Raw genomic sequence first — 18,424 nt, forward strand, 5'->3', positions numbered from 1 at the left:
CGCCGAACGAGGTTGTGATGTCCGCAGACCGAACAGCTGTGCTGTCGCGGCAGGCCGCCGGCTCCCCGCCGGCGGCACCGCCGGGCACCCCCGGTGGTACGCCGAGACCGGACGACAGGCGCAGCAGAAGACTGTTCCTCATCGGCATGCTCGCCCCGATGACCGTGCTGTTGCTGGCGTTCACGGTCTACCCCTTCGTGTCGGTGCTGGTCAACTCGCTGCGGCACAACAACCTGACCCGCCCCGACGAGCAGGGCTTCGCCGGGCTGACCAACTTCACCAACACCATCGAGGAACCGGGCCTGCTCCGGGCACTGCTGCTCACCGTCGGCATGGTCCTGGTCGCCGTGGTAGCCGAGTTCCTCCTGGGTACCCTCGCGGCCTCGCTGCTGTGGCGACCCCTGCGCGGCAGCCGCCTCTACCTGGCCCTGCTGGTGTTGCCGTTCGGCGCCACCCCGGTCGCGGCGTACCTGTCCTGGCGGCTGATGCTCAACCCGGACGGCGGGCAGATCAACGCCACCCTGGCAGCCGTCGGGCTACCCACACCGGGCTGGACCTCGGAACCCATGCTGGCCGTGCTCGCCCTCGTGGTGGTCGACATCTGGCAGTGGGCGCCGTTCATCACCCTGGTCATGCTCGCCGGCCTGAAATCCCTGCCGGACGAGACCTTCGAAGCCGCCGCCCTCGACGGCGCCAGCGCCCTGCAACGGCTGGTCCGCATCGCGCTGCCGATGCTCAAACCGCTGGTGGCCTTCGTCGTCACGATCCGGGCGATCGACGCGGTCCGCACCTTCGACTCCATCTGGATCATCACCGGGGGAGGGCCGGGAGCGGCGACGGAGACCCTTGTCGTACGCATCTACCGGACCGCCTTCAACGACCTGCACATCGGTGAGGCCTCCGCGCTGGGCCTGCTGCTGCTCGTCGTCCTGTTCATCGTCGGGAAACGGTTCGCCGCACCCGCGCTGCAACGGTTGGAGCACTAGTGCACGAGTCTCGAAAAGGCCGGGTGCTGCGGACCGCGGCGATCTGGGCCCTCATCTGCTGGTCGATCCTGCCGTTCGCCTTCATGCTCCGGGTCGGCTTCGCCGCCCCCAGCGACATCCACGGCGGTGCGCCGGACTGGCTGGCCCCGCTGTACGTGTTCAACTTCGCCGACCTGTTCGGCGACGCCGAGTTCATGGGGGCGATCGGGCGGTCGGTGCTCGTCGCGGTGGTGTCCTCCGCGATCGCCATCGCCGCCGCCACCCCGGCCGCCTACGCCTGCGCCCGCATGCAGTTCAAGGGCCGGTCCGACTTCGAGTTCTGGGTGCTGTCCACCCGGATGCTCCCGGCGGTCGTCGTGGTCATCCCGTACTTCGTGCTGTTCCGCGAACTCGGCGGCATCGACACCGTATGGGCGCTGACCGTCATGCACACCGTGGTCAACCTGGCGGTGACCTTCTTCCTGCTGCGCAGCTTCTTCGCGGACCTGCCGGCCGCGGTCTTCGAGGCCGCCGACCTGGACGGCTGCTCCGAGACCAGGAAGTTCCTGAGCGTGGCCTGGCCGATGGTCCGCAACGGGGTGGCCGCTGCGGCCGTACTGAACTTCATCTTCTCCTGGAACGAGTTCGTCTTCGCCCTGACCCTGGCCAGCGGCGAAGCGAAGACCGTCTCGGTGGCGATGCTGGGGTTCATGCAGTTCCAGTCGGTGGCGGTCGGCCCGATGATGGCCGCCGGAACCCTGGCCGTGCTCCCGGTCGCCGTCGTGCTGTTCCTAGCCCAGAAGCAGCTGGTCACCGGCATGAGCTTCGGGGCGGTGAAGGGATGACCGACCTGGTGTGCGTCGTGGACGCCGGCACCACCGGCATCCGCTGCGCCCTGGTCGACGATCAGGGCGAGGTGCACGCGCAGCGCAGCCACGAACTGGTCATCGACCACCCCCACCCGGGCCACGCCGAGCAGTCCCTGCCGGCGATGTGGGAGGTGACCGTACGGCTGCTCCGGGACCTCCAGGCCATCGCCGCACAGGCCGGGCATCGCATCGTCGCGCTCACCCTGGCCACCCAGCGGGCCTCCGTCGCCGGCCTAGACCGGGACCTGCGACCGGTCACCCCGCTGGTGCTCTGGATGGACCAGCGCGGCGCGAGCGAACTGGAGGCCATGGGCCGGTCGGTGGACGCGCAGACCTACAGCCGGATCTCCGGCATGCCGCTGAGCACCATGCCGGCCCTGGCCACCCTGGTCTGGCTGCGCCACCACACCCCGCAGGCGTACGCGGACTGCGCGTACTTCGTCGGGGTCCAGGAGTGGCTGCTGCACCGGCTGGCCGGCGGCCCACCGCAGGTCGACCGCAGCTGCGCGTCCTGGTTCGGACTGCTCGACCTGAGCGACGGACGCTGGAGCACGGACCTGCTGGCCGCCTTCGACCTCGACGAGGACCGGCTGCCCGCGCTGCGCGCCTCCACCGACGTCGCCGGTCGACTTCTCGACGAGGTGGCCGACACCACCGGCCTGCCCCGCCGGCTGCCCGTGTACGTCGGCGGCGGCGACCAGCAGTGCTCGGCGGCCGGCGGCGGTGGTGTGCGGGCCGGTGCCGCCACGGTCAACCTGGGCACCTCGGCGACGATGGTCTTCCCGGCCGCCGTCGGCGACGCCCCCGAGGTCGCGGGCTTCGTCCGCGCCGCGCACGTCGTCGAGGACCACGTGTCCGTCGAGGGCACCATCCCCGCCTGCGGATCGGTGCTCCGCTGGCTGCGAACCCTGCTGCGCTACGGCGACGACGAGGCGGCGTACGAACGCATGTCCGCCCACGCCGACGCGGTTCAACCCGGCGCCCGGGGCCTGCTGTTCGCACCGACCATGGCGGGGGTCGGTACCCCGCACTGGACGGCGGCGAGTGGCCGGATGAGCGGCCTGGACTTCGCCCACGGACCGGGCTTCGTCGTCCGGGCCGCCATGGAGGGCATCGCCCTCCAGGTCCGGGACGTGCTGCACCACCTGCCACCGGCCCTGGCCGGGTCGACCTTGACCGCGATCGGCGGCGGTGCCCGATCGGCCGTGTTCTGCCAGATCCTGGCCGACGTCACCGGCCGGGCCGTCGAGGTGCCGGCGGGTGATCCGCAGGCGGCCCCGCTGCGCGGCGCGGCCATGTCGGCCTGGGTGGGACTAGGCCGGTACGACAACCTCCCGCACGCCGCCGGCCCACTGCTAGCCGCTGGTCGACGCCACCGGCCCGACCCCACCACCGCCCCTGTCTACGACGCGCTGTACGGCCGGTACCTCGCCCTGTCGGGCCTGGCAGCGGCGTGACGAGCACAAGCAAGGAGAACACGAGAATGGAAGCCCACCCTGCCGACGAGCAGTCGATGCGGGCGTTGCTGCTGACCGGTGACCGCCAATCGGTCGTCCGCCAGGTGCCGCGCCCGGTGCCGGCCCACGACGAGGTGCTGGTCCGGGTGACCGTGTCCGCGGTGTGCGGCAGCGACCTGCCGCACTACCGCAAGTCGGCGCAGGAACTAGGCCACCGGCTGCACACCGTCCCCGGCCACGAGGCGGTGGGAGTGATCGCCCGGGCCGCCGCCAGCGGCGACGGACCGGCCGAAGGCACCCGGGTCATCGTCTACCAGCACTCGGGCTGCGGCGACTGCACCTTCTGCCGCAGCGGTGAGCCGATGTTCTGCGCCGACCGGCGCACCCTGGGCAACCACCGCAGCGGCGCGGACGCCGAATACCTCACCGCACCGGCCACCGGGGTCCTGCCCGTACCCGATGACGTCAGCGACGCCATGGCGGCCCTGATCGCCTGCAACTTCGGCACCGCGTACTCGGCCTTCCGCAAGTCCGGGGTAGCGGTGGGTGACCGGGTGGCCGTGTTCGGCCTCGGGCCGGTGGGCTGCTGCGTGGTGGCCCTGGCGGCGGCCGCCGGAGCAGAGGTGTTCGCCGTCGACCCGATCGAGGGGCGGCGGGACCTGGCCAAGACCCTCGGGGCCGCCACCCTCATCGACCCGATCGGGCAGGACCCGGTAGCCGTCGTCGCGGCCGTGACCGAGGGGCGCGGACCCGAGGTCGTCTTCGAATGCTCCGCCAACCCGGCCGCCCAGACCCAGGTGATGAAGTTGGCCCGGCCGCACGGCACGGTCGTGTTGCTCGGCGCCAACAACAGCATGGAGATCGACCCCGGGGTCGACGTGATCCGCAAGGAACTGCGGGTCATCGGCAGTTGGGTCTTCACCCAGCCCGAGTTCCCGGCGGTCCTGCGAGCCGCCCGCAGCCTTCCCGCCCTGCAGCACCTGATCACCGATCCCTTCCCCGCCCAGCGGGCCCCCGAAGCGCTGGCCGCGGCGGACGCCGGGCACATCGGCAAGGTGCTGATCGACTGGTCCTGACCCGGTCAGGCGTACCTGCCGCTCCGGTAATCCCTCTTCCACCCTCCCGGTTCGACCCCATCCGTGCGGTTGTCGGCGTACCCGCCCGCCGCAGGGTGCCGCATGTCCGCAGAAGGAGATCCCGCAATGACTTCCGCCCCCGCAAACCTGCCGGCCGACCTGACTCCCGCCACCCTGGCGCCGTACATCCAGCACACCCTGATCGAGGTGGGTACCACCCGGGACCGCATGATCGAGCACGCCGAGGAGGCCCTGAAGTACGGCTTCAACGCGGCGATGGTGCCCGGCTCCTGGGTGCCGGTGGTCGCCGAGGTGCTGCGCGGCAGCGCCGTCCAGGTCGCCTCCGCCCTCGACTTCCCGACCGTCGGGGTCACCACCAGCGCCGGCAAGGCCTTCGAGGCGGAGAGCCTGGTGCGCGCCGGTGCCCAGCAGATCGACATCGGCGTCCAGATCGGCTGGCTGAAGAGCGGCATGTACGACGAGTTCCGTGAGGACATCGCCGGTGTGGTCCGGGCCTCCGGGGTCCCGATCAAGGTGATGCTGGAACTGCCGCTGCTGACCGAGGCGGAGCGGGAGACCGCGATCGAACTGTCCATCGAGGCCGGTGCCGCGTACCTGAAGAACGCCAGCAGCGGCGCGATCGAGGTCGCCAACCCGACCAGCATCGGCTACCTGGTGGAACGTGCCGCCGGCCGGACCAGGGTCAAGGCGTCCGGCAGCATCAAGTCCTACCCGCAGGCCGTCGGGCTCCTGCGTGCCGGCGCCGAACTGCTCGGCACCAGCGCCGGAATCGCGATCGTGACCGACTCGGCCAACGAGGAGACGATCAGCTACTGACCGGATGACCACACCCAGGGCGTCGGTAGCCGGGCATCGTCGGATCCGCCGACGCCAACGGCGACCGACGTCCTGGGAATCTCCGTGGGATTCACACTCCCGGCGTTAGGCATAGGATCTGGCGTCGGGGCTGTGGTGATCGAGCCGAGGCACGGCCCCGATGACAGGGGAGGGAGGGATGTGTCTCGAACGCCTCGTCTCGGTCTGCTCCGCGAGCCCGACTTCCGCCGCTTCTTCGGTGCGACCGTGGCCGGGCAACTCTCCGACCGGTTCGTGTATCTGGCACTGCCGCTGGTGGCGATCGTCTGGCTCGACGCGGACGAGTTCGAGGTCGGGGTCCTGACCGCGATGACGACGGCAGGATCGCTGCTGATCGGGCTGCCGGCCGGGGCCTGGATCGACCGCTGGCGCAAGCGCCCGGTCATGGTCAACACGGATCTGGTGCGAGCGGCGCTGTTGCTGCTCGTACCGCTGGCCTGGTGGACGGACACCCTGACCATCTGGCTGCTGTTCGCGGTCGCGCTTGCCCACGGCCTGCTGACCGTGCTGTTCGAAGTCGGCTACACCAGCTACCTGCCGGCGCTGGTCGGCCGTGAGCATCTCGTCGAGGGCAACGCGAAGATCGCCGCAGCCCGTTCCGCCGTGAGCATCAGCGGCCCCGGTCTGGGCGGGCCGCTGGTCGCCGGGCTGGGCGCGCCGCTGACACTGGTCGCGAGTTCCGCCGGAATGCTGCTGTCCGCGCTGGGACTGCTGCGCATCCGTACGCCGGAGCCCCGGCCACCGGCTGCCGCCGACCGGCATCTGGTGCGTGAGGTCGCGGAAGGGCTGCGGTTCGTGCTCGGTCATCCGCTGCTGCGACCGACGCTGTTCACCGACGGCATCTTCAGCCTCTTCCTCGTCACCTACCAGACGATGCTGCTGGTGTTCCTGTCCCGGCATTTGGGTCTGGGGTCCTTCGGCATCGGGCTGGTGCTGTCCGTGATGGCCTGCGGCGGGTTCGCCGGGGCACTGCTGGCCCGCCGGGTGGTCGCCCGGATCGGCCCCGGCCCGGCCGTCTGGCTGGCCCCGCTGTGTACGGCGCCGGCCGCCGCCCTGTTGCCGGCGGCTCGGCCCGGCTGGCCGCTCTGGCTAGCCGTGGCCGGGCTGGCCCTGCTCTCCCTGGGTGGGGTGGTCCGACTGATCGCGCAGGTGGGTTTGCAGCAACACGTCACGCCGGACCGGCTGCTCGGCCGAATGAGCGCCACCGTCCGCTTCGTCCAGTGGGGCAGCATGCCGATCGCGGGTCTGCTCGGTGGCCTGCTAGGTGGTCTGCTCGGCGCGCCGGCAGTGCTCTGGATCGGGGCGGCCGGGATGACCGCCGCCTTCCTGCCCGCACTGCTGTCACCGCTGCGGGCGACGCGCGAGTTGCCGGTGACGGACGAAGGGCGCACTCCGGTTCCGGAGCGTGGCTGACGCTGCCGGGTACGTGGGGCGTACCCCTCCAGGTCAGCCGCTGACCGGCACGGCCTCGGCCTCGGCGTTGTACGGGGTCCAGGGGGGTTCGCGCAGGGCGGGGCAGTGTTCCGGGGTCGGATGGTTGGCGATGTGGATCATGTGGTCTAGGGCGTCGCGGGCGGCGGTCAGGGCGGCGATGGCGGCCGTGATGCGTTGGCGTTCGGTGGCCATCAGCTCGAAGACCTCGGGAGAACCCTGCCCGGTGTCGACGTAGGGCATCAGTTGCAGGATGGTCCGGCTGGGTAGGCCGGCGGTGAAGAACTGCTGGATCAGCCGGACCCGTTCCACCGCCGAGTCGGGGTAGACGCGCTGGCCACTGAGGGTGCGTTCCGAGGTCAGCAGGCCCTGCTCCTCGTAGTACCGCAGGGCTCGGGTGCTGACCCCCGCCTGTCGCGCCAGGTCGCCGATGCGCATCTGGGTCTCCTCTCGACTTGCCCTTGACGTCAACGTCAGCTCCTACCGTAGTCGACGCAGGGCCGGACCCGGCCCAGCGAAACCGGAGCAGACCCATGCAGGGAGCAATGATCCCGATGAACATCGCCGACCAGATCGCCCTAGTCACCGGCGCCAACCGGGGCATCGGCCGCCAGTTCGTACTCGAACTGCTGGCGCGTGGGGCGCGCAAGGTGTACGCCACCGCCCGTCACCCCGAGACCCTGGGCTTCGACGACCCCCGGGTGGTGCCGCTGCGACTCGACCTGCTCGACCACGACACCATCCGCGCGGCCGCGGCCACCGCGACCGATGTCACCCTCCTGGTCAACAACGCCGGCATCGCCACCGGCGCCCAGCTGGTCACCGGCGACCTGACCGAGGTACGCCGGGAAATGGACACCCACTTCTGGGGCACCCTTGAGATGATCCGGCAGTTCACCCCGGTGCTCGCCGCAGGCGGCGGAGGCGCGATCGTGAACGTGCTGTCCGCCCTGTCCTGGTTCGCCGCCCCGGGCACCGGCTCCTACTCGGCAGCCAAGGCCGCCGAGTGGAACATGACCAACGCGGTACGCCTGGAACTGGCCCCGCAGGGCACCCTGGTCCAGGGGGTCCTGCTCGGTGCCGCCGACACGACCATGTCGGCCGGTTACGACGGACCCAAGATCGAGGCCCGGGAGGTCCCCCGACTGTCCCTGGACGGCCTGGAAGCCGGTTCGATCGAGGTGATCGTCGACGACTGGACCGCGATGGTGAAGTCCTCCCTGTCGGGAGACCCCGCCCCCTTCTACACCCAGATCACCGAACTCCTCGGCGTCAACTGACCGCCGCTGCCGCCTCACCAGGAGGGCCCGGCGGTGTCGTGCGCCGGGCCCCCTGAGGTGGGTCAGGGACTCCAGACCACGTGCGGGTTCACCTGCCCGGTCCAGTTGAAGACGGCCATGTTGTCCCAGCCGTTGCCGGTGCCGTTGATGTCGGCCGGATCCCAGCCGTTGCCCCGGATCGCGTACCAGGTGGGCTCCCAGTAGAAGACCCCGACCCCACCGGCATTGCGTACGGTGTTCTGCACCCAACTGAACTGTTGCGCCTGCCCGGCCCAGGTGGCCGGGATGTTGTCACACAGCACCGTGCCGGGGATCGCGTTGCCCTGATGGTCGGCGTTGGCGCTGGTGAACTGGTACGCGGTCTCGGCGAGCACGACCGGCTTGCCGTAGCGGGACCGCAGGTCGGCGACCACGTTGTACAGGTTCGCCAGGGAGCCGTGCCACATGCAGTAGTAGGACAGGGCGGTGACATCCCAGGTCACCCCCTGGGCGCGGATGCCGTCGTAGAACCAGCGGGCATTCGCCATGCTGTCCGCGTTCGCGGTGTGGATCCACACCTGGGTACCGCTGTTGCAGTCCTTCGTGGCCCGGTACCCCTGCTTGAGCAGGCTCGCCAGCGGCGCGAAGTTGTTGTTGACCACCCGCCCGGCCGGCCACAACATGCCCACGTTGATCTCGTTGCCGATCTGCACCGCGTCCGGGGTGGTGCCCTGCGCCTTCAGGGCGGTACACACCTCGTGGGTGTAGCTGTAGACGTCGTTCTGCAACTGGCTCAGCGAGTGGTTGGCCCAGGCCGCAGGCGGATACTGCTTGCCCGGGTCGGCCCAGGTGTCCGAATAGTGGAAGTCGATCAGGAGTTTGAAGCCCTTGGCCTTGATCGTCCTGGCCTGCTGAAGCACCTTGGCCTTGTTGTTGTAGCCGCTGACCGGGTTGTTCCAGATCCGCAGCCGCAGGTAGTTGACCCCCTTGGCGGCGAGAATGTCGTACGGGTCGGCCTGCGCGCCGGAGGCGTCGTAGTACCGGGCGCCGAGATCCAGGCTGCGTTGCAGGGAGGAGACGTCCGCGCCGCGCATGGTGAGGGTGTTGGCCGCCTGCGCGGGGGCGGTCAGGGCCAGCGGGGCCGCGAGGACGACCACCGCCAGGACGGCCCGGAGGGACGGTTTCATGGCGCTCCTTCACATGGAGGATGCGATGCCCGCCCGGGGAGCGGGCACGTCCGGCGGTTCCGCCGGACGGTTCTGGGACCAGGTGAGGTGGTGATGGGGGCGTCACCACATGATGACGCATCAATCAATCGGGCTTGGTCGATGCTACGGGGCTTCGCTTCTCCGGACCTGGGGCAGGATGGTGCGGCTGCGTCCGGGGCGGGGGTACGCCTCGGCGGCGGCGGCCAGTCGGGCGGCGTGTTCGCGTTGCTTCTGCCAGTGGCCGTAGAGTGCGCCGCGTTGGGAGAGGCGGTCGACGTGGCGGATGGTGTCGGGGTCCACATCGCCGGGTGGGGCGTCCCGCCAGGGGGTGCCGGGCAGGGGCATGAAGGTGTGGGCGTGGATGCGGGCCCCGACCTCGGCCAGTTCACCGGCCAGCCGCAGCGAGTCGGCGACGTCCTGTTCGCTCTCGCCGGGCATCCCGAAGATCATGTCTACGTTGATCCGGAAGCCTTCCTCGATGCCGAGACGGGCGGCCCGCTTGACCTCCTCGACCCCGTGGCCGCGTTTCGCGGCGTCCAGGACCCGGTCGGAGCCGGACTGGGCGCCAACGATGATGTTGTTGTTGGCGCAGTACTTCTTGACCAGCCGCAGGGCGGCCCGGCTGACGTGCTCGGGTCGGATCTCGCTGGGGAAGGAGCCGAAGAAGACCCGCCCGTCGGGGCCGATGCCCTCCTTGCAGGTGGCCAGCAGTTCCTCGACGGCGTCCAGGCTCGGTTCCTCGTCCTGGCTGCCGTAGCTCAACGCCGTTGGCGTGATGAACCGGACGTCCCGCAGCCCACGGGCCCGCATCTGGTCGACGTGCCACCGTACGTTCGACACGCTGCGGTGCCGGAACTTGGCGGAAAACATGAACGGGGTCTGGCAGAAGCGGCAGGAGAAGACGCAGCCTCGGGTGATCTCCAGGGCGTTGAAGCGGTCCCAGCGCAGCGAGAAACCCCGGAAGTCGTCAAGGGGTCGTCGTTGTGGTCGTCCGGTGCGCACCACGGCGCCGCTGGGGTCGCGGTACACCAGCCCGGTGATGCCGGTCGGGTCGCCGACGGCGTCCACCAGGTGCAGCAGGGTGGTCTCACCCTCGCCGACGGCCGCCATGTCCCACCCGGCGTCCAGGGTCTGCACCGGCTCGGCGGTGGCGTGCACCCCACCGGCCAAATGGGTGACGTTCGGGGCGTCGGCCAGGGCCCGGATCTCGGCCAGTTCCTGCGCCAGGGCGTGGGCGTCGGGGGAGTAGAACGACCACAGCACCAGTACCCGGGTGGCGGTGGCGGCGGCGTCCCGGATGTGCGCGGCCGTGGTCGCCGGGGTGTCGCCGAACCGCACCTCGTACCGGGTCGAGGTCTGGTGGGTCTCCAACGCGCCGAGCAGGACGTGCAGGCCGTACGTCACCGCCTTGCGGTAGCGCAGCACCAGCACCAGTTCGGCAGCCTCCATGGCGGCGATTGTGTCAGGGGCCTCCGCCGGCGACGGGCACCGGGCCGGACGCGCGGCCCGGTGCCCGTCGGTGCAGGTCAGTAGCGCAGGTTGCGCAGGTAGCGGTAGCCGACCTCGGCGGTCTGCTGGGGCGTCACATCGGGGGTGTCGTTCTCCACGATGTACTCCTGCACCTGGTGGCCCCGGAAGATCCGGGCGAAGTCGATCATCCCGGTGCCCAGGTCGGCCATGTCCCCGTCGGCGGCGTGCCGGTCCTTGACGTGGTACTGGAGGACCTGCTGGGGTGCGCGACGGATCACCTCCAGGGTGAAGCCCTCCGGGTCGGCCGCCCCGGCGCCGGACTCGATGCCCCCGGTGACCGCCCAGTAGATGTCGATCTCCAGGTGCACCAGCTTCGGGTCGAGCTCCGCGGTCAGGATGTCCCAGGGGGTACGCCCACCACCGAGGTCGATGGTGAACTCGTGGGCGTGGTTGTGGTACCCGTACCGCAGGCCCGCCTTGCGCGCCGCCGTGGCCTCGGTGTTCATCTGCTCCGCCCAGCGCTTCCAGTCGTCGGCGCTTTCCGAGTAGAGGTACGGCACCACCAGGTACTTCTGGCCCAGGGTGACCGCGTCCTGGATCTTCTGCCGCAGCGCGGCGGGGTCGGCGCTGATCCCGTCGTGGCTGGAGCTGGCCTTGACCCCGATGCCGTCGAGGAACCGGCGTAGCTGACCGGCGCTGCGACCGAAGTAGCCCAGCGCCAGCTCCACCCGGGGGTAGCCGATGCGGGCCAGGTGTCGAAGGGTGGCGTCGTAGCCCGGTGCGCCGTTCAGCGCGTCACGCACCGTCCACAACTGGATGCTGATCAGACCCGGCGGCACCGGACGCCGCCCCGGGTGCCCCGGCCCGTGCCCGTGACCATGCCCGTGACCGGGTCCGTGACCATGCCCGTGTCCGGGGCCGGCGGTCGCGGCGGTCGCACCGGAGGCGGCCAGCCCCACACCGGCGGCGACCGCCAACGAACCACGCAACAGACCCCGCCGGTCCATGCCGGATCGCCGCAGCGCGGCATCGCCGTCGTACCCGTAACACATGTGGCACTCCCTTCGTGGTGCGTGGACCTGGCCGAGGTCGCTTCAGGGCCGGCCGGCACCTCGATCGGTGGTACGGCCTCGCACCCGGAATGACCAAGGTGGTGGTGGTCGGCCAGGGTGGAACTTTTCGGATCGACAATAGGCGATGTCAAGGATTCGGCGGGGGAGTGTGGCGGGCAGGCGGGGCCCGGGTCCGCACTAATTGACAGACACCTATCAATTCGGTGCTCCGGCGGCGATCCTGTCCCTACTGGTCTCGTCGCTCGAAGGGAGCACGCATGATCAAGGTTCGCGGGGGATGCCGGCGTCTCGCAGTCACGGTGGGAGCCGCGCTGATCCTCACGCTCGCGCCCATCGCCACCGGGCCGGCGTACGCCGACGCCCAGGTCGGGACGTACACCATCGGCAGGAACTTGACCCTCTACAGGTCGACCTGGGGCGCGCCGGTGGCGGTGCACCGCGACCCGGCCGCGCTGCCCGGATCCGCTGTTGCCCTGCTCGGGTCCGGATCCACCGTTCCTCGGGTGTTCGCGATCAACGCGAGCGGCGCTCTCGTCGTGTGGAGCACTTCGACCGGCGCGGGCGGGCAGACGAGCGTGGAAGGACCCGGCGGCCAGGCCCTGCCCGGGACGTCGGTCACCGCAGCCGGAACGGAGGTCTTCTTCGTCGGCCGCTACGGGGCGATCTACAACAAGTCATACCGAGGCGGTACGCGGGTCGGCCCCCGACAGATCACCGCGGTCGGTGTCGCCGCACCCGGTGCGGTTGTCGCCGCGATCCCGGGAAGCACCGTCGGGGTGGCCTTCGTCGGCATCGACGGGGCGGTGCGGGTGGTCCGGCAGAACAGTGCCGGCACCTGGATGACCTCCCTGGCCAGTCCACCGAACTTCGCCGTACCCGGTGGCGGGCTCGCCGTGGTCGGCAACGCGGCCGGGATGGTCACCGACACCGACGGGCGGATCTGGCAGGTCAGGCTTACCGGTGGTCCGGTACCCGACCCATGGCAACCGGTGGCGGTCGCCGGTGTCGGGGCCGCACCCCCCGGGGCCCACCTCGCCACGGGCCTGTTCTCCAACTCCCTGGCCGTCGTCATGTTCGCCGGTGAGGACGGCGCCATCCGGGCCACCTCCAATGTCAACGGAACCTGGCACGAACCGACCCCGGTCACCAACGCCGGAGTCGCCATACCCGGAAGACCGATCGCCCTCACCGTTCATGGTGATCACCTGCACGGCGACTGGTGCGGCAACAGCCTGGCCTGGCAGGTCCGCATCCCGAGGCCGGTTCCCTGGCCCGGCCCGCACCCCGAGCCGTGGAACGCCACCACCTACTCCTTCCAGGCCCCCAACATCCAACCCGGCGGCCACCTGGCCAGCCTGCTGCTTTGAGAGCGGCAAATTCGGCCGCCGCCCGATCGGACGGCGGCCGAAGCAGTTGCGGATGACCACCGGTGCGGCCCGTCAGCGCTGGGCGGCTCGCAGGTGGCGGATCAGGACCTCCACCGGGATGCCCAGCACCCCGGCCAGCAGGACCATCGGCTCCGGGTGGCCCCGCGCGTTCAGGTCCTCGTAGATCGCCAGCAGGCCGCGTAATCGGACTTCGGCGTCCTCGGGCCGGTGCGGTAGTTCGGCGAGGCGTTCCTCGACGAACCGGCGGGCCGTGATCTGGTCCCCGCCGACCCCGAGGAACTCCTTCGGTGGCTGCGGATCACGCTGCTTCGACACGGCGTACCCCGCTCAGCCATCGATGCGGTGGGCGTCGGTCCGGCCCGGGGCCCAGCCGGGGCCGGCCCAGCCACCCTCTCCGCCACGGACACCACGCTGACGAACGACGGGCAGATGCGATTCCATCGGTTGCTCCTTCCGATGCTGCGGGCAGGACGATGCGGTGCGGGACGGGGTGGGGTGGTCGGCTCGCCGGGGCCGGGGCCGGGGCCGGGGCCGGGGCCGGGGCCGGGGCCGGTGACGGCCCGGCAGGTCAGTCGAGGGCGACGGTGACGCCGCCGGAGAACGGCGAGTCGTGCAGCTCGAGCTTGGTGAGCTTGACCTTCTTGGGGATGTCGAAGACGACCACGCCGGTCACCTGGTTGCCGGGGTTGATGTCGTTGAGGAAGGTCTCGGCGTTCTCGTTGGCGTACAGGCCGGCGGCCCCGTCGGCGGAGTACTCCGTGCCGTCGGCCGAGTACGCCTTCTGGCTGCTGCCGTCGAACATCTGCGACTCCTTGCCGATGTTCTTGACCTTGAGGGTGACCAGGCAGAACTGACCCTGGGCGGTGGCGCCGAGCAGGTCGCTGCCGACCTTGCGTACGCCGCACTTGGCCGACTTGACGGTGAACTCGAACTTGCCGTCGCGCGCCGGGTCGCCGATCTTGGCCACCTTCTCGGCCTGCTTGTCGGCCTTCGCCTCGCCGTCGCCGCCGCTGGTGTCACCGGCTCCCTCGGTGGTGGCGGCACCGCAACCCAGCCCGACCAGGGCGGTGGCGAGCAGGGCGATCAGCGTGGTCTTGCGCATTGTTTTCCTCCTGGTTCCGGTGTGGCGACGTCAATGAGAGCATCATCTGTGAACCGTGTCAACAAGCATGATGGTTGACAGGCGTGACACACTACGGAGGTGCAGGTGAACCCGACCATCACGGCGGCCGAGATCGCCCGGCTAGCCGGGGTGGGACGAGCCGCCGTCAGCAACTGGCGCAAACGGCACCCCGACTTCCCCGCCCCGGTCGGCGGAACGGCGGCCAGCCCCGAGTTCGACCTCATCCAGGTCGAACAGTGGCTCCGCGACCAGGGCAAACTCGCCGACCAGTCCACCGCCGACCGGCTCTGGCGACGCCTGGCCCCGGCCGGCGAATCCCCGGCCGCCGCCCTGGCCGCCGTCGGTGCCGTCCTGCTGGCCCGACAACGCGGCCAACGCCCCCGCGCCCTCGCGCCGTACCTGAAACCACTGCTGCCCGACCTCGACGCCCTGGTCGACGAACACGGCCCCCAAGGCGCCTTCGACGAGCTGTGGCAGCGCTTCAGCGCACCCGGTCCCACCCGGACCTTCGCCACCCCGGACGATCTGGCCGACCTGATGGTCGCCCTGGCCGAGGTCGGCGGCGGCACCGTCCTGGACCCCACCACCGGCTCCGGGGCCCTGCTGCGCGCCGCCGTCCGGGCCGGCTGCACCACCGCCTACGGCCAGGAACTCGACGAGGACCTGGCCCGACTCGCCGGACTCTGGCTGGCCCTGCGCGAGGTGCCGGGGGAGGTGCAGATCGGTGACTCACTGCGCGCCGACGCCTTCGCCGGACACAACTTCGACGCCGTGCTCTGCCACCCACCCTTCGGCGCCACCAACTGGGGCGACGAGGAACTAGGCCACGACCCACGCTGGATCGTCGGCACCACCCCGCGTACCGAACCCGAACTGGCCTGGGCCCAACACGCCCTGGCCCACCTGCGCGCCGGCGGGCACGCCGTACTGCTGATGCCACCGACGGTGGCCAGCCGCCGCGCCGGGCGACGCATCCGCGCCGAACTGCTGCGCCGCGGCGCCCTGCGCGCCGTCATCGCCCTGCCCCCCGGAGTGGCCGCGCCGCACGGCGTACCGCTGCATCTGTGGGTGCTGCGACGCCCCGCGCCGGACGCGCCACCACCGGCGCGGACCCTGCTGGTCGACGCCGCCGACGGCGACCTGGCCACGAACGGCCCGAAGATCCTCGCCGCCTGGCGGGCCTTCCACACCGACCCCGAGGCCGAGGAACCCGGCTTCGCCCGCGCAGTACCGGTGATCGAACTGCTCGACGAGGAGGTCGACCTCACCCCCGCCCGCCGGCAACCCGCCGTCGAGGGCAAGACCGCAGAGCATCTGGTACGCACCAGAGACCGCCTAGCCGCTCTCGTCGGCGACCTGTCGGCGCTGATGCCGCAGGTCACCCCCGCACCGCCGGGGCCGGAGGGGGAGTTCCTGACCGTGGCGGAGCTGGCCCGCTCCGGGGCCCTGCACCTGATCGGCCCGATCCGCACCGCCTCGGCCGAGACGGGTGAACCGGCCGGGGAAGGGCTACCGGTGCTGACCGTGTCGGACGTGCTCGCCGGTGACCCCCCCTCCGGCCACGACGACGGCGGGCTGGGCCAACAGATCCGGCTGGCCGTCGGCGACGTCGTGGTGCCGATGGTGGCCCGGCAGCTCACCGCTCGGGTGGTGACCGCCGAAGGGGCACTGCTGGGCCGCAACCTGTACCTGCTGCGACCCAACCCGGCGGCCCTGGACCCGTGGTTCCTGGCCGGTCAACTGCGCACCACGACCAACGAGAGACAGGCGTCGAGCCTGTCCGGCACCCTGCGTTTCGACATCCGGCGGGCCCAGGTACGCCGACTGCCGCTGGAGGAGCAACGCGCCCAGGGGGAGGCCTTCCGGCGGCTGAACGCCTTCGAGTCGGCGATCCGACAGGCCGCGACCCTCGGCGCGGAACTGGTCCAGTTGACAGCCGACGGCCTGGCCCGAGGCACGATCCGGTCAGCGGACGAACCAGCCTGATTCCATCCCGGGAGATCCGCTGGAGCGACCGTTTGCGCACCTGGCGGTCTCCGACTGTGGTGCACTGTGGAGGAACGGCAACCGGCGACCACGGATTCTCGGGAGTGTGATGCTCGGTCGGAGCCCGGACGAGGCGCAGGAGTGGTTGCATTCGTGGACGGCACAGGTCTCCGCTCAGGCACAGGCAGCCGCCGAGTTGTCTGACCGGGTCGCGCGCCTCACTGCCACGGCTACCGGGGCAGACGGCGCGGTGCGCGTCACGGTAGCCGCCTCCGGCGCACTGACCGACCTGAGATTCGACGATCGGGTACGCCAGATGCGGGGTGCCGATCTCGCCGAGATCGTGATGACGGCCATCGCCCGAGCACAGGCCAGCGTCACCACGCAGGTGGCAGCGGCGGTCCACGACACCGTCGGCGCCGACTCGGAGACTGGCCGGGCCGTGGTCGATTCGTTCGCGCGGCGGTTCCCCGGGCCACCGGAGGAGCGGACGAACCGGCAGCGGGAGGCGGCCTATGACTGGTGACCGTGGAATGCGGATTCCGGGTACGGCAGTGCACCGATACGCCGCAGCAGTGGACGAGGCTGCGGGGCGGATGGAGACCGCACGCGGCGCGGCCGCTCAGGTGCACCTGGGCGCAGCGGCGTACGGGCAGATCGCGGCCTTCCTGCCCCGGCTGATCGACCCGCTGGGGGATCAGGTGGTCTCCGCCCTCGGCGAGACAGCGACGGCCCTGCGGGAGACGGCGACAAGTCTTCGGCGAGTCACCACCACCACGGCCGCTACCGATTACGGCAATGCGCGGCGGATCCGCGCCTCCGGTCACCTGGAGCTGCCACTGTGACCGAGGTGGCCGCCAATCCCCTGGTGGCACCCCGCATCGACTCGACCCGCTGGTATTCCGGGCTAGGGCTGGTCGAGGAGATCAACGGCACGGTGGCGGGCATCGAGTCAGGTAGTTGGATCGACACCACGATCGGCGGCGTGGCCACCTCCCTGGACGCGCTGGCGACCGTGCTCGATCCGCTCGGCTCAATGCTCAGCTGGGGTGTCGGCTGGCTGCTGGAGCATGTGAAGCCGCTGTCGGACGCGCTGGACTGGCTGGCCGGAGAACCCGACCAGATCACCGCCTACGCACAGACCTGGCGCAATGTCGCCGCACAGAGCGCGGGCGCGGCGGCCGATCTGCAAACCGCGATGTCCGCCCAACTGGTCGGTTGGGAGGGCGCGTCGGCGCGGGCCTACCAGGAACACGTGACCGGCCAGATACGGGCGATGGGCGGCCTTGCGCGGGCTGCCACCGGCATCGCGTCGTTGGTGGAAGGTGCCGGCCTCCTGGTGGCGCTGACACGCGAGATGGTCCGGGACCTGATCGCCGACTTCGTGTCCGTGCTGGCGGTCAGGTTGCCGCTGTGGCTGGCCGAGACCGGAGTGACGCTCGGCGCCGCTACTCCGCTGGTCGTCTCCCAGGTGGGCAGTCTGGTCGCCAAGTGGGCGGCACGCATCGGCAGGCTGGTCAGCGCCCTGATCAACAGCCTGCGCCACCTGGTGCCGCTGCTGGGGCGGCTGGAGGGTCTGATGGACGAACTGACTCGCCTGCTGCACCGCGCCGCCCGCACCGATCCCACCGCCGCCGACAGCCCTACAGCTGGCGGGACCGTCACGCCGTTCGGCAGTCCAGGGCTGGAGCCGATGGGGCGCCGGTCGGACTGGAGCGATCCGACTGTGCATCCGCAGCCACCGCCACCGTCGGAGGCACAACTGCTCGCGGGTGATCCGGTGTATCACAGGCCGACCAGCACCGCGATCGGCTACGACAGCGCCACGATGAACAACTTCGACATGGTCGGCCCGATCCCCGGCCACCACGATGTGGTGGTGCACGGCGAACGCAACGGCATGTTCCGCCCTGGCCTGCTGGGTGCCGACGGCGGTGACCATCCCTCCGGTTACACCCACCCACAGCAGATCGCCGATGCGATTCGCGCCAACCCGCACTACGACGGCGGGCCGGTCCGACTGGTGGCCTGCCACACCGGAACCGTGGACCCCCAGGCGGGCGTTCCACCGGCGGCGCAGCAGGTAGCCGACGCCCTGGGCGTACCGGTCACCGCGCCTACGGACGCTGTCGGCGTGGACCGGTATGGTCCGGTTGGGCAGACCCCGATGATCCGGGGCGATGGTGAGTGGAAGACCTTCTATCCGAAGAGTGGGCGGTAATGGAGAGCGGTCAGCTGCGCAC

At 70.7% G+C, this 18,424-nt stretch carries 18 protein-coding genes; 12 read left to right on the forward strand and 6 right to left on the reverse strand.

Translation table 11 applies throughout. The features are described 5' to 3' along the window. Window positions 1-17 precede the first annotated feature (17 nt). From OIE53_RS06895 to OIE53_RS06920, 6 genes are all read left to right on the forward strand, one after another. A complete protein-coding gene (locus OIE53_RS06895; protein WP_327025731.1) occupies window positions 18-986 on the forward strand; it encodes a carbohydrate ABC transporter permease in 969 nt (322 codons plus the stop codon). A gap of 23 nt (window positions 987-1,009) precedes the next feature. Next, window positions 1,010-1,810 (forward strand): carbohydrate ABC transporter permease, encoded by an 801-nt coding sequence (locus OIE53_RS06900; RefSeq protein ID WP_327025732.1) that lies wholly within the window; start codon window positions 1,010-1,012, stop codon window positions 1,808-1,810. Further along, entirely contained in the window at window positions 1,807-3,291 is a 1,485-nt protein-coding gene (locus OIE53_RS06905) for a xylulokinase (protein WP_327025733.1), read from the forward strand. Before OIE53_RS06900 ends, OIE53_RS06905 begins: the two co-directional genes overlap by 4 nt. Before the next feature lie 26 nt (window positions 3,292-3,317). Then, entirely contained in the window at window positions 3,318-4,367 is a 1,050-nt protein-coding gene (locus tag OIE53_RS06910) for a zinc-dependent alcohol dehydrogenase (protein ID WP_327025734.1), read from the forward strand. Window positions 4,368-4,493: 126 nt separating this feature from the next. Further along, entirely contained in the window at window positions 4,494-5,204 is a 711-nt protein-coding gene (gene deoC / locus OIE53_RS06915; protein WP_327025735.1) for a deoxyribose-phosphate aldolase, read from the forward strand. 180 nt (window positions 5,205-5,384) lie between these two features. After that, complete coding sequence (locus OIE53_RS06920; RefSeq protein WP_327025736.1) at window positions 5,385-6,656, forward strand: MFS transporter; 1,272 nt, start codon at window positions 5,385-5,387, stop codon at window positions 6,654-6,656. 33 nt (window positions 6,657-6,689) lie between these two features. On the opposite strand, the gene OIE53_RS06925 is transcribed toward OIE53_RS06920, so the two are convergent. Further along, window positions 6,690-7,112, reverse strand: coding sequence for a MerR family transcriptional regulator (locus OIE53_RS06925; RefSeq protein ID WP_327025737.1), 423 nt, complete (start codon window positions 7,110-7,112; stop codon window positions 6,690-6,692). Between the two features lie 116 nt (window positions 7,113-7,228). On the opposite strand from OIE53_RS06925, the gene OIE53_RS06930 reads away from it, so the two are divergent. Further along, window positions 7,229-7,954: an SDR family oxidoreductase gene (locus OIE53_RS06930; protein WP_327025738.1), complete on the forward strand. Its 726-nt coding sequence runs from the start codon at window positions 7,229-7,231 to the stop codon at window positions 7,952-7,954. Window positions 7,955-8,016: 62 nt separating this feature from the next. Here the strand turns inward: OIE53_RS06930 and OIE53_RS06935 are convergent, their stop codons facing one another. The 3 genes from OIE53_RS06935 to OIE53_RS06945 all read right to left on the reverse strand — a co-directional run bounded on the left by OIE53_RS06935 (window position 8,017) and on the right by OIE53_RS06945 (window position 11,663). Next, window positions 8,017-9,120: a glycoside hydrolase family 53 protein gene (locus OIE53_RS06935; RefSeq protein WP_327025739.1), complete on the reverse strand. Its 1,104-nt coding sequence runs from the start codon at window positions 9,118-9,120 to the stop codon at window positions 8,017-8,019. A 144-nt stretch (window positions 9,121-9,264) separates the two neighbouring features. Then, window positions 9,265-10,590 carry a TIGR04013 family B12-binding domain/radical SAM domain-containing protein gene (locus OIE53_RS06940; RefSeq protein WP_327025740.1) on the reverse strand — a complete coding sequence of 442 codons (1,326 nt, stop codon included), beginning with the start codon at window positions 10,588-10,590 and terminating at the stop codon, window positions 9,265-9,267. A 77-nt stretch (window positions 10,591-10,667) separates the two neighbouring features. Further along, window positions 10,668-11,663, reverse strand: a complete 996-nt coding sequence (locus tag OIE53_RS06945; RefSeq protein WP_327025741.1) for a sugar phosphate isomerase/epimerase family protein — start codon at window positions 11,661-11,663, stop codon at window positions 10,668-10,670. Window positions 11,664-11,941: 278 nt separating this feature from the next. Here OIE53_RS06945 and OIE53_RS06950 point away from each other — a divergent pair, with 278 nt between their 5' ends. Then, window positions 11,942-13,051 carry a hypothetical protein gene (locus OIE53_RS06950; protein ID WP_327025742.1) on the forward strand — a complete coding sequence of 370 codons (1,110 nt, stop codon included), beginning with the start codon at window positions 11,942-11,944 and terminating at the stop codon, window positions 13,049-13,051. 72 nt (window positions 13,052-13,123) lie between these two features. Here the strand turns inward: OIE53_RS06950 and OIE53_RS06955 are convergent, their stop codons facing one another. Further along, on the reverse strand, window positions 13,124-13,387 hold the full coding sequence (locus OIE53_RS06955) for a hypothetical protein (protein ID WP_327025743.1): 264 nt from the start codon (window positions 13,385-13,387) through the stop codon (window positions 13,124-13,126). Between the two features lie 253 nt (window positions 13,388-13,640). Next, window positions 13,641-14,174 carry a DUF4352 domain-containing protein gene (locus tag OIE53_RS06960; protein WP_327025744.1) on the reverse strand — a complete coding sequence of 178 codons (534 nt, stop codon included), beginning with the start codon at window positions 14,172-14,174 and terminating at the stop codon, window positions 13,641-13,643. Between the two features lie 105 nt (window positions 14,175-14,279). On the opposite strand from OIE53_RS06960, the gene OIE53_RS06965 reads away from it, so the two are divergent. The 4 genes from OIE53_RS06965 to OIE53_RS06980 all read left to right on the forward strand — a co-directional run bounded on the left by OIE53_RS06965 (window position 14,280) and on the right by OIE53_RS06980 (window position 18,402). After that, window positions 14,280-16,181, forward strand: a complete 1,902-nt coding sequence (locus OIE53_RS06965; RefSeq protein WP_327025746.1) for an N-6 DNA methylase — start codon at window positions 14,280-14,282, stop codon at window positions 16,179-16,181. 109 nt (window positions 16,182-16,290) lie between these two features. Further along, a complete protein-coding gene (locus OIE53_RS06970) occupies window positions 16,291-16,707 on the forward strand; it encodes a YbaB/EbfC family nucleoid-associated protein (protein ID WP_327025747.1) in 417 nt (138 codons plus the stop codon). Next, window positions 16,697-17,026 carry a hypothetical protein gene (locus OIE53_RS06975; RefSeq protein ID WP_327025748.1) on the forward strand — a complete coding sequence of 110 codons (330 nt, stop codon included), beginning with the start codon at window positions 16,697-16,699 and terminating at the stop codon, window positions 17,024-17,026. Before OIE53_RS06970 ends, OIE53_RS06975 begins: the two co-directional genes overlap by 11 nt. Beyond that, window positions 17,023-18,402 (forward strand): WXG100 family type VII secretion target, encoded by a 1,380-nt coding sequence (locus OIE53_RS06980; RefSeq protein ID WP_327025749.1) that lies wholly within the window; start codon window positions 17,023-17,025, stop codon window positions 18,400-18,402. Before OIE53_RS06975 ends, OIE53_RS06980 begins: the two co-directional genes overlap by 4 nt. The last annotated feature ends 22 nt before the right edge of the window (window positions 18,403-18,424 follow it).

The organism is Micromonospora sp. NBC_01739 (assembly GCF_035920385.1).
GTDB lineage: Bacteria > Actinomycetota > Actinomycetes > Mycobacteriales > Micromonosporaceae > Micromonospora.

Bases quoted from the DNA above. Each gene is read 5' to 3' on its own strand.
- OIE53_RS06940 (WP_327025740.1), bottom strand. From the start codon at position 10,590: ATGGAGGCTGCCGAACTGGTGCTGGTGCTGCGCTACCGCAAGGCGGTG.
- OIE53_RS06960 (WP_327025744.1), bottom strand. From the start codon at position 14,174: ATGCGCAAGACCACGCTGATCGCCCTGCTCGCCACCGCCCTGGTCGGG.
- OIE53_RS06905 (WP_327025733.1), top strand. From the start codon at position 1,807: ATGACCGACCTGGTGTGCGTCGTGGACGCCGGCACCACCGGCATCCGC.
- deoC (WP_327025735.1), top strand. From the start codon at position 4,494: ATGACTTCCGCCCCCGCAAACCTGCCGGCCGACCTGACTCCCGCCACC.
- OIE53_RS06910 (WP_327025734.1), top strand. From the start codon at position 3,318: ATGGAAGCCCACCCTGCCGACGAGCAGTCGATGCGGGCGTTGCTGCTG.
- OIE53_RS06945 (WP_327025741.1), bottom strand. From the start codon at position 11,663: ATGTGTTACGGGTACGACGGCGATGCCGCGCTGCGGCGATCCGGCATG.
- OIE53_RS06950 (WP_327025742.1), top strand. From the start codon at position 11,942: ATGATCAAGGTTCGCGGGGGATGCCGGCGTCTCGCAGTCACGGTGGGA.
- OIE53_RS06930 (WP_327025738.1), top strand. From the start codon at position 7,229: ATGAACATCGCCGACCAGATCGCCCTAGTCACCGGCGCCAACCGGGGC.
- OIE53_RS06935 (WP_327025739.1), bottom strand. From the start codon at position 9,120: ATGAAACCGTCCCTCCGGGCCGTCCTGGCGGTGGTCGTCCTCGCGGCC.
- OIE53_RS06925 (WP_327025737.1), bottom strand. From the start codon at position 7,112: ATGCGCATCGGCGACCTGGCGCGACAGGCGGGGGTCAGCACCCGAGCC.
- OIE53_RS06895 (WP_327025731.1), top strand. From the start codon at position 18: ATGTCCGCAGACCGAACAGCTGTGCTGTCGCGGCAGGCCGCCGGCTCC.
- OIE53_RS06970 (WP_327025747.1), top strand. From the start codon at position 16,291: ATGCTCGGTCGGAGCCCGGACGAGGCGCAGGAGTGGTTGCATTCGTGG.
- OIE53_RS06975 (WP_327025748.1), top strand. From the start codon at position 16,697: ATGACTGGTGACCGTGGAATGCGGATTCCGGGTACGGCAGTGCACCGA.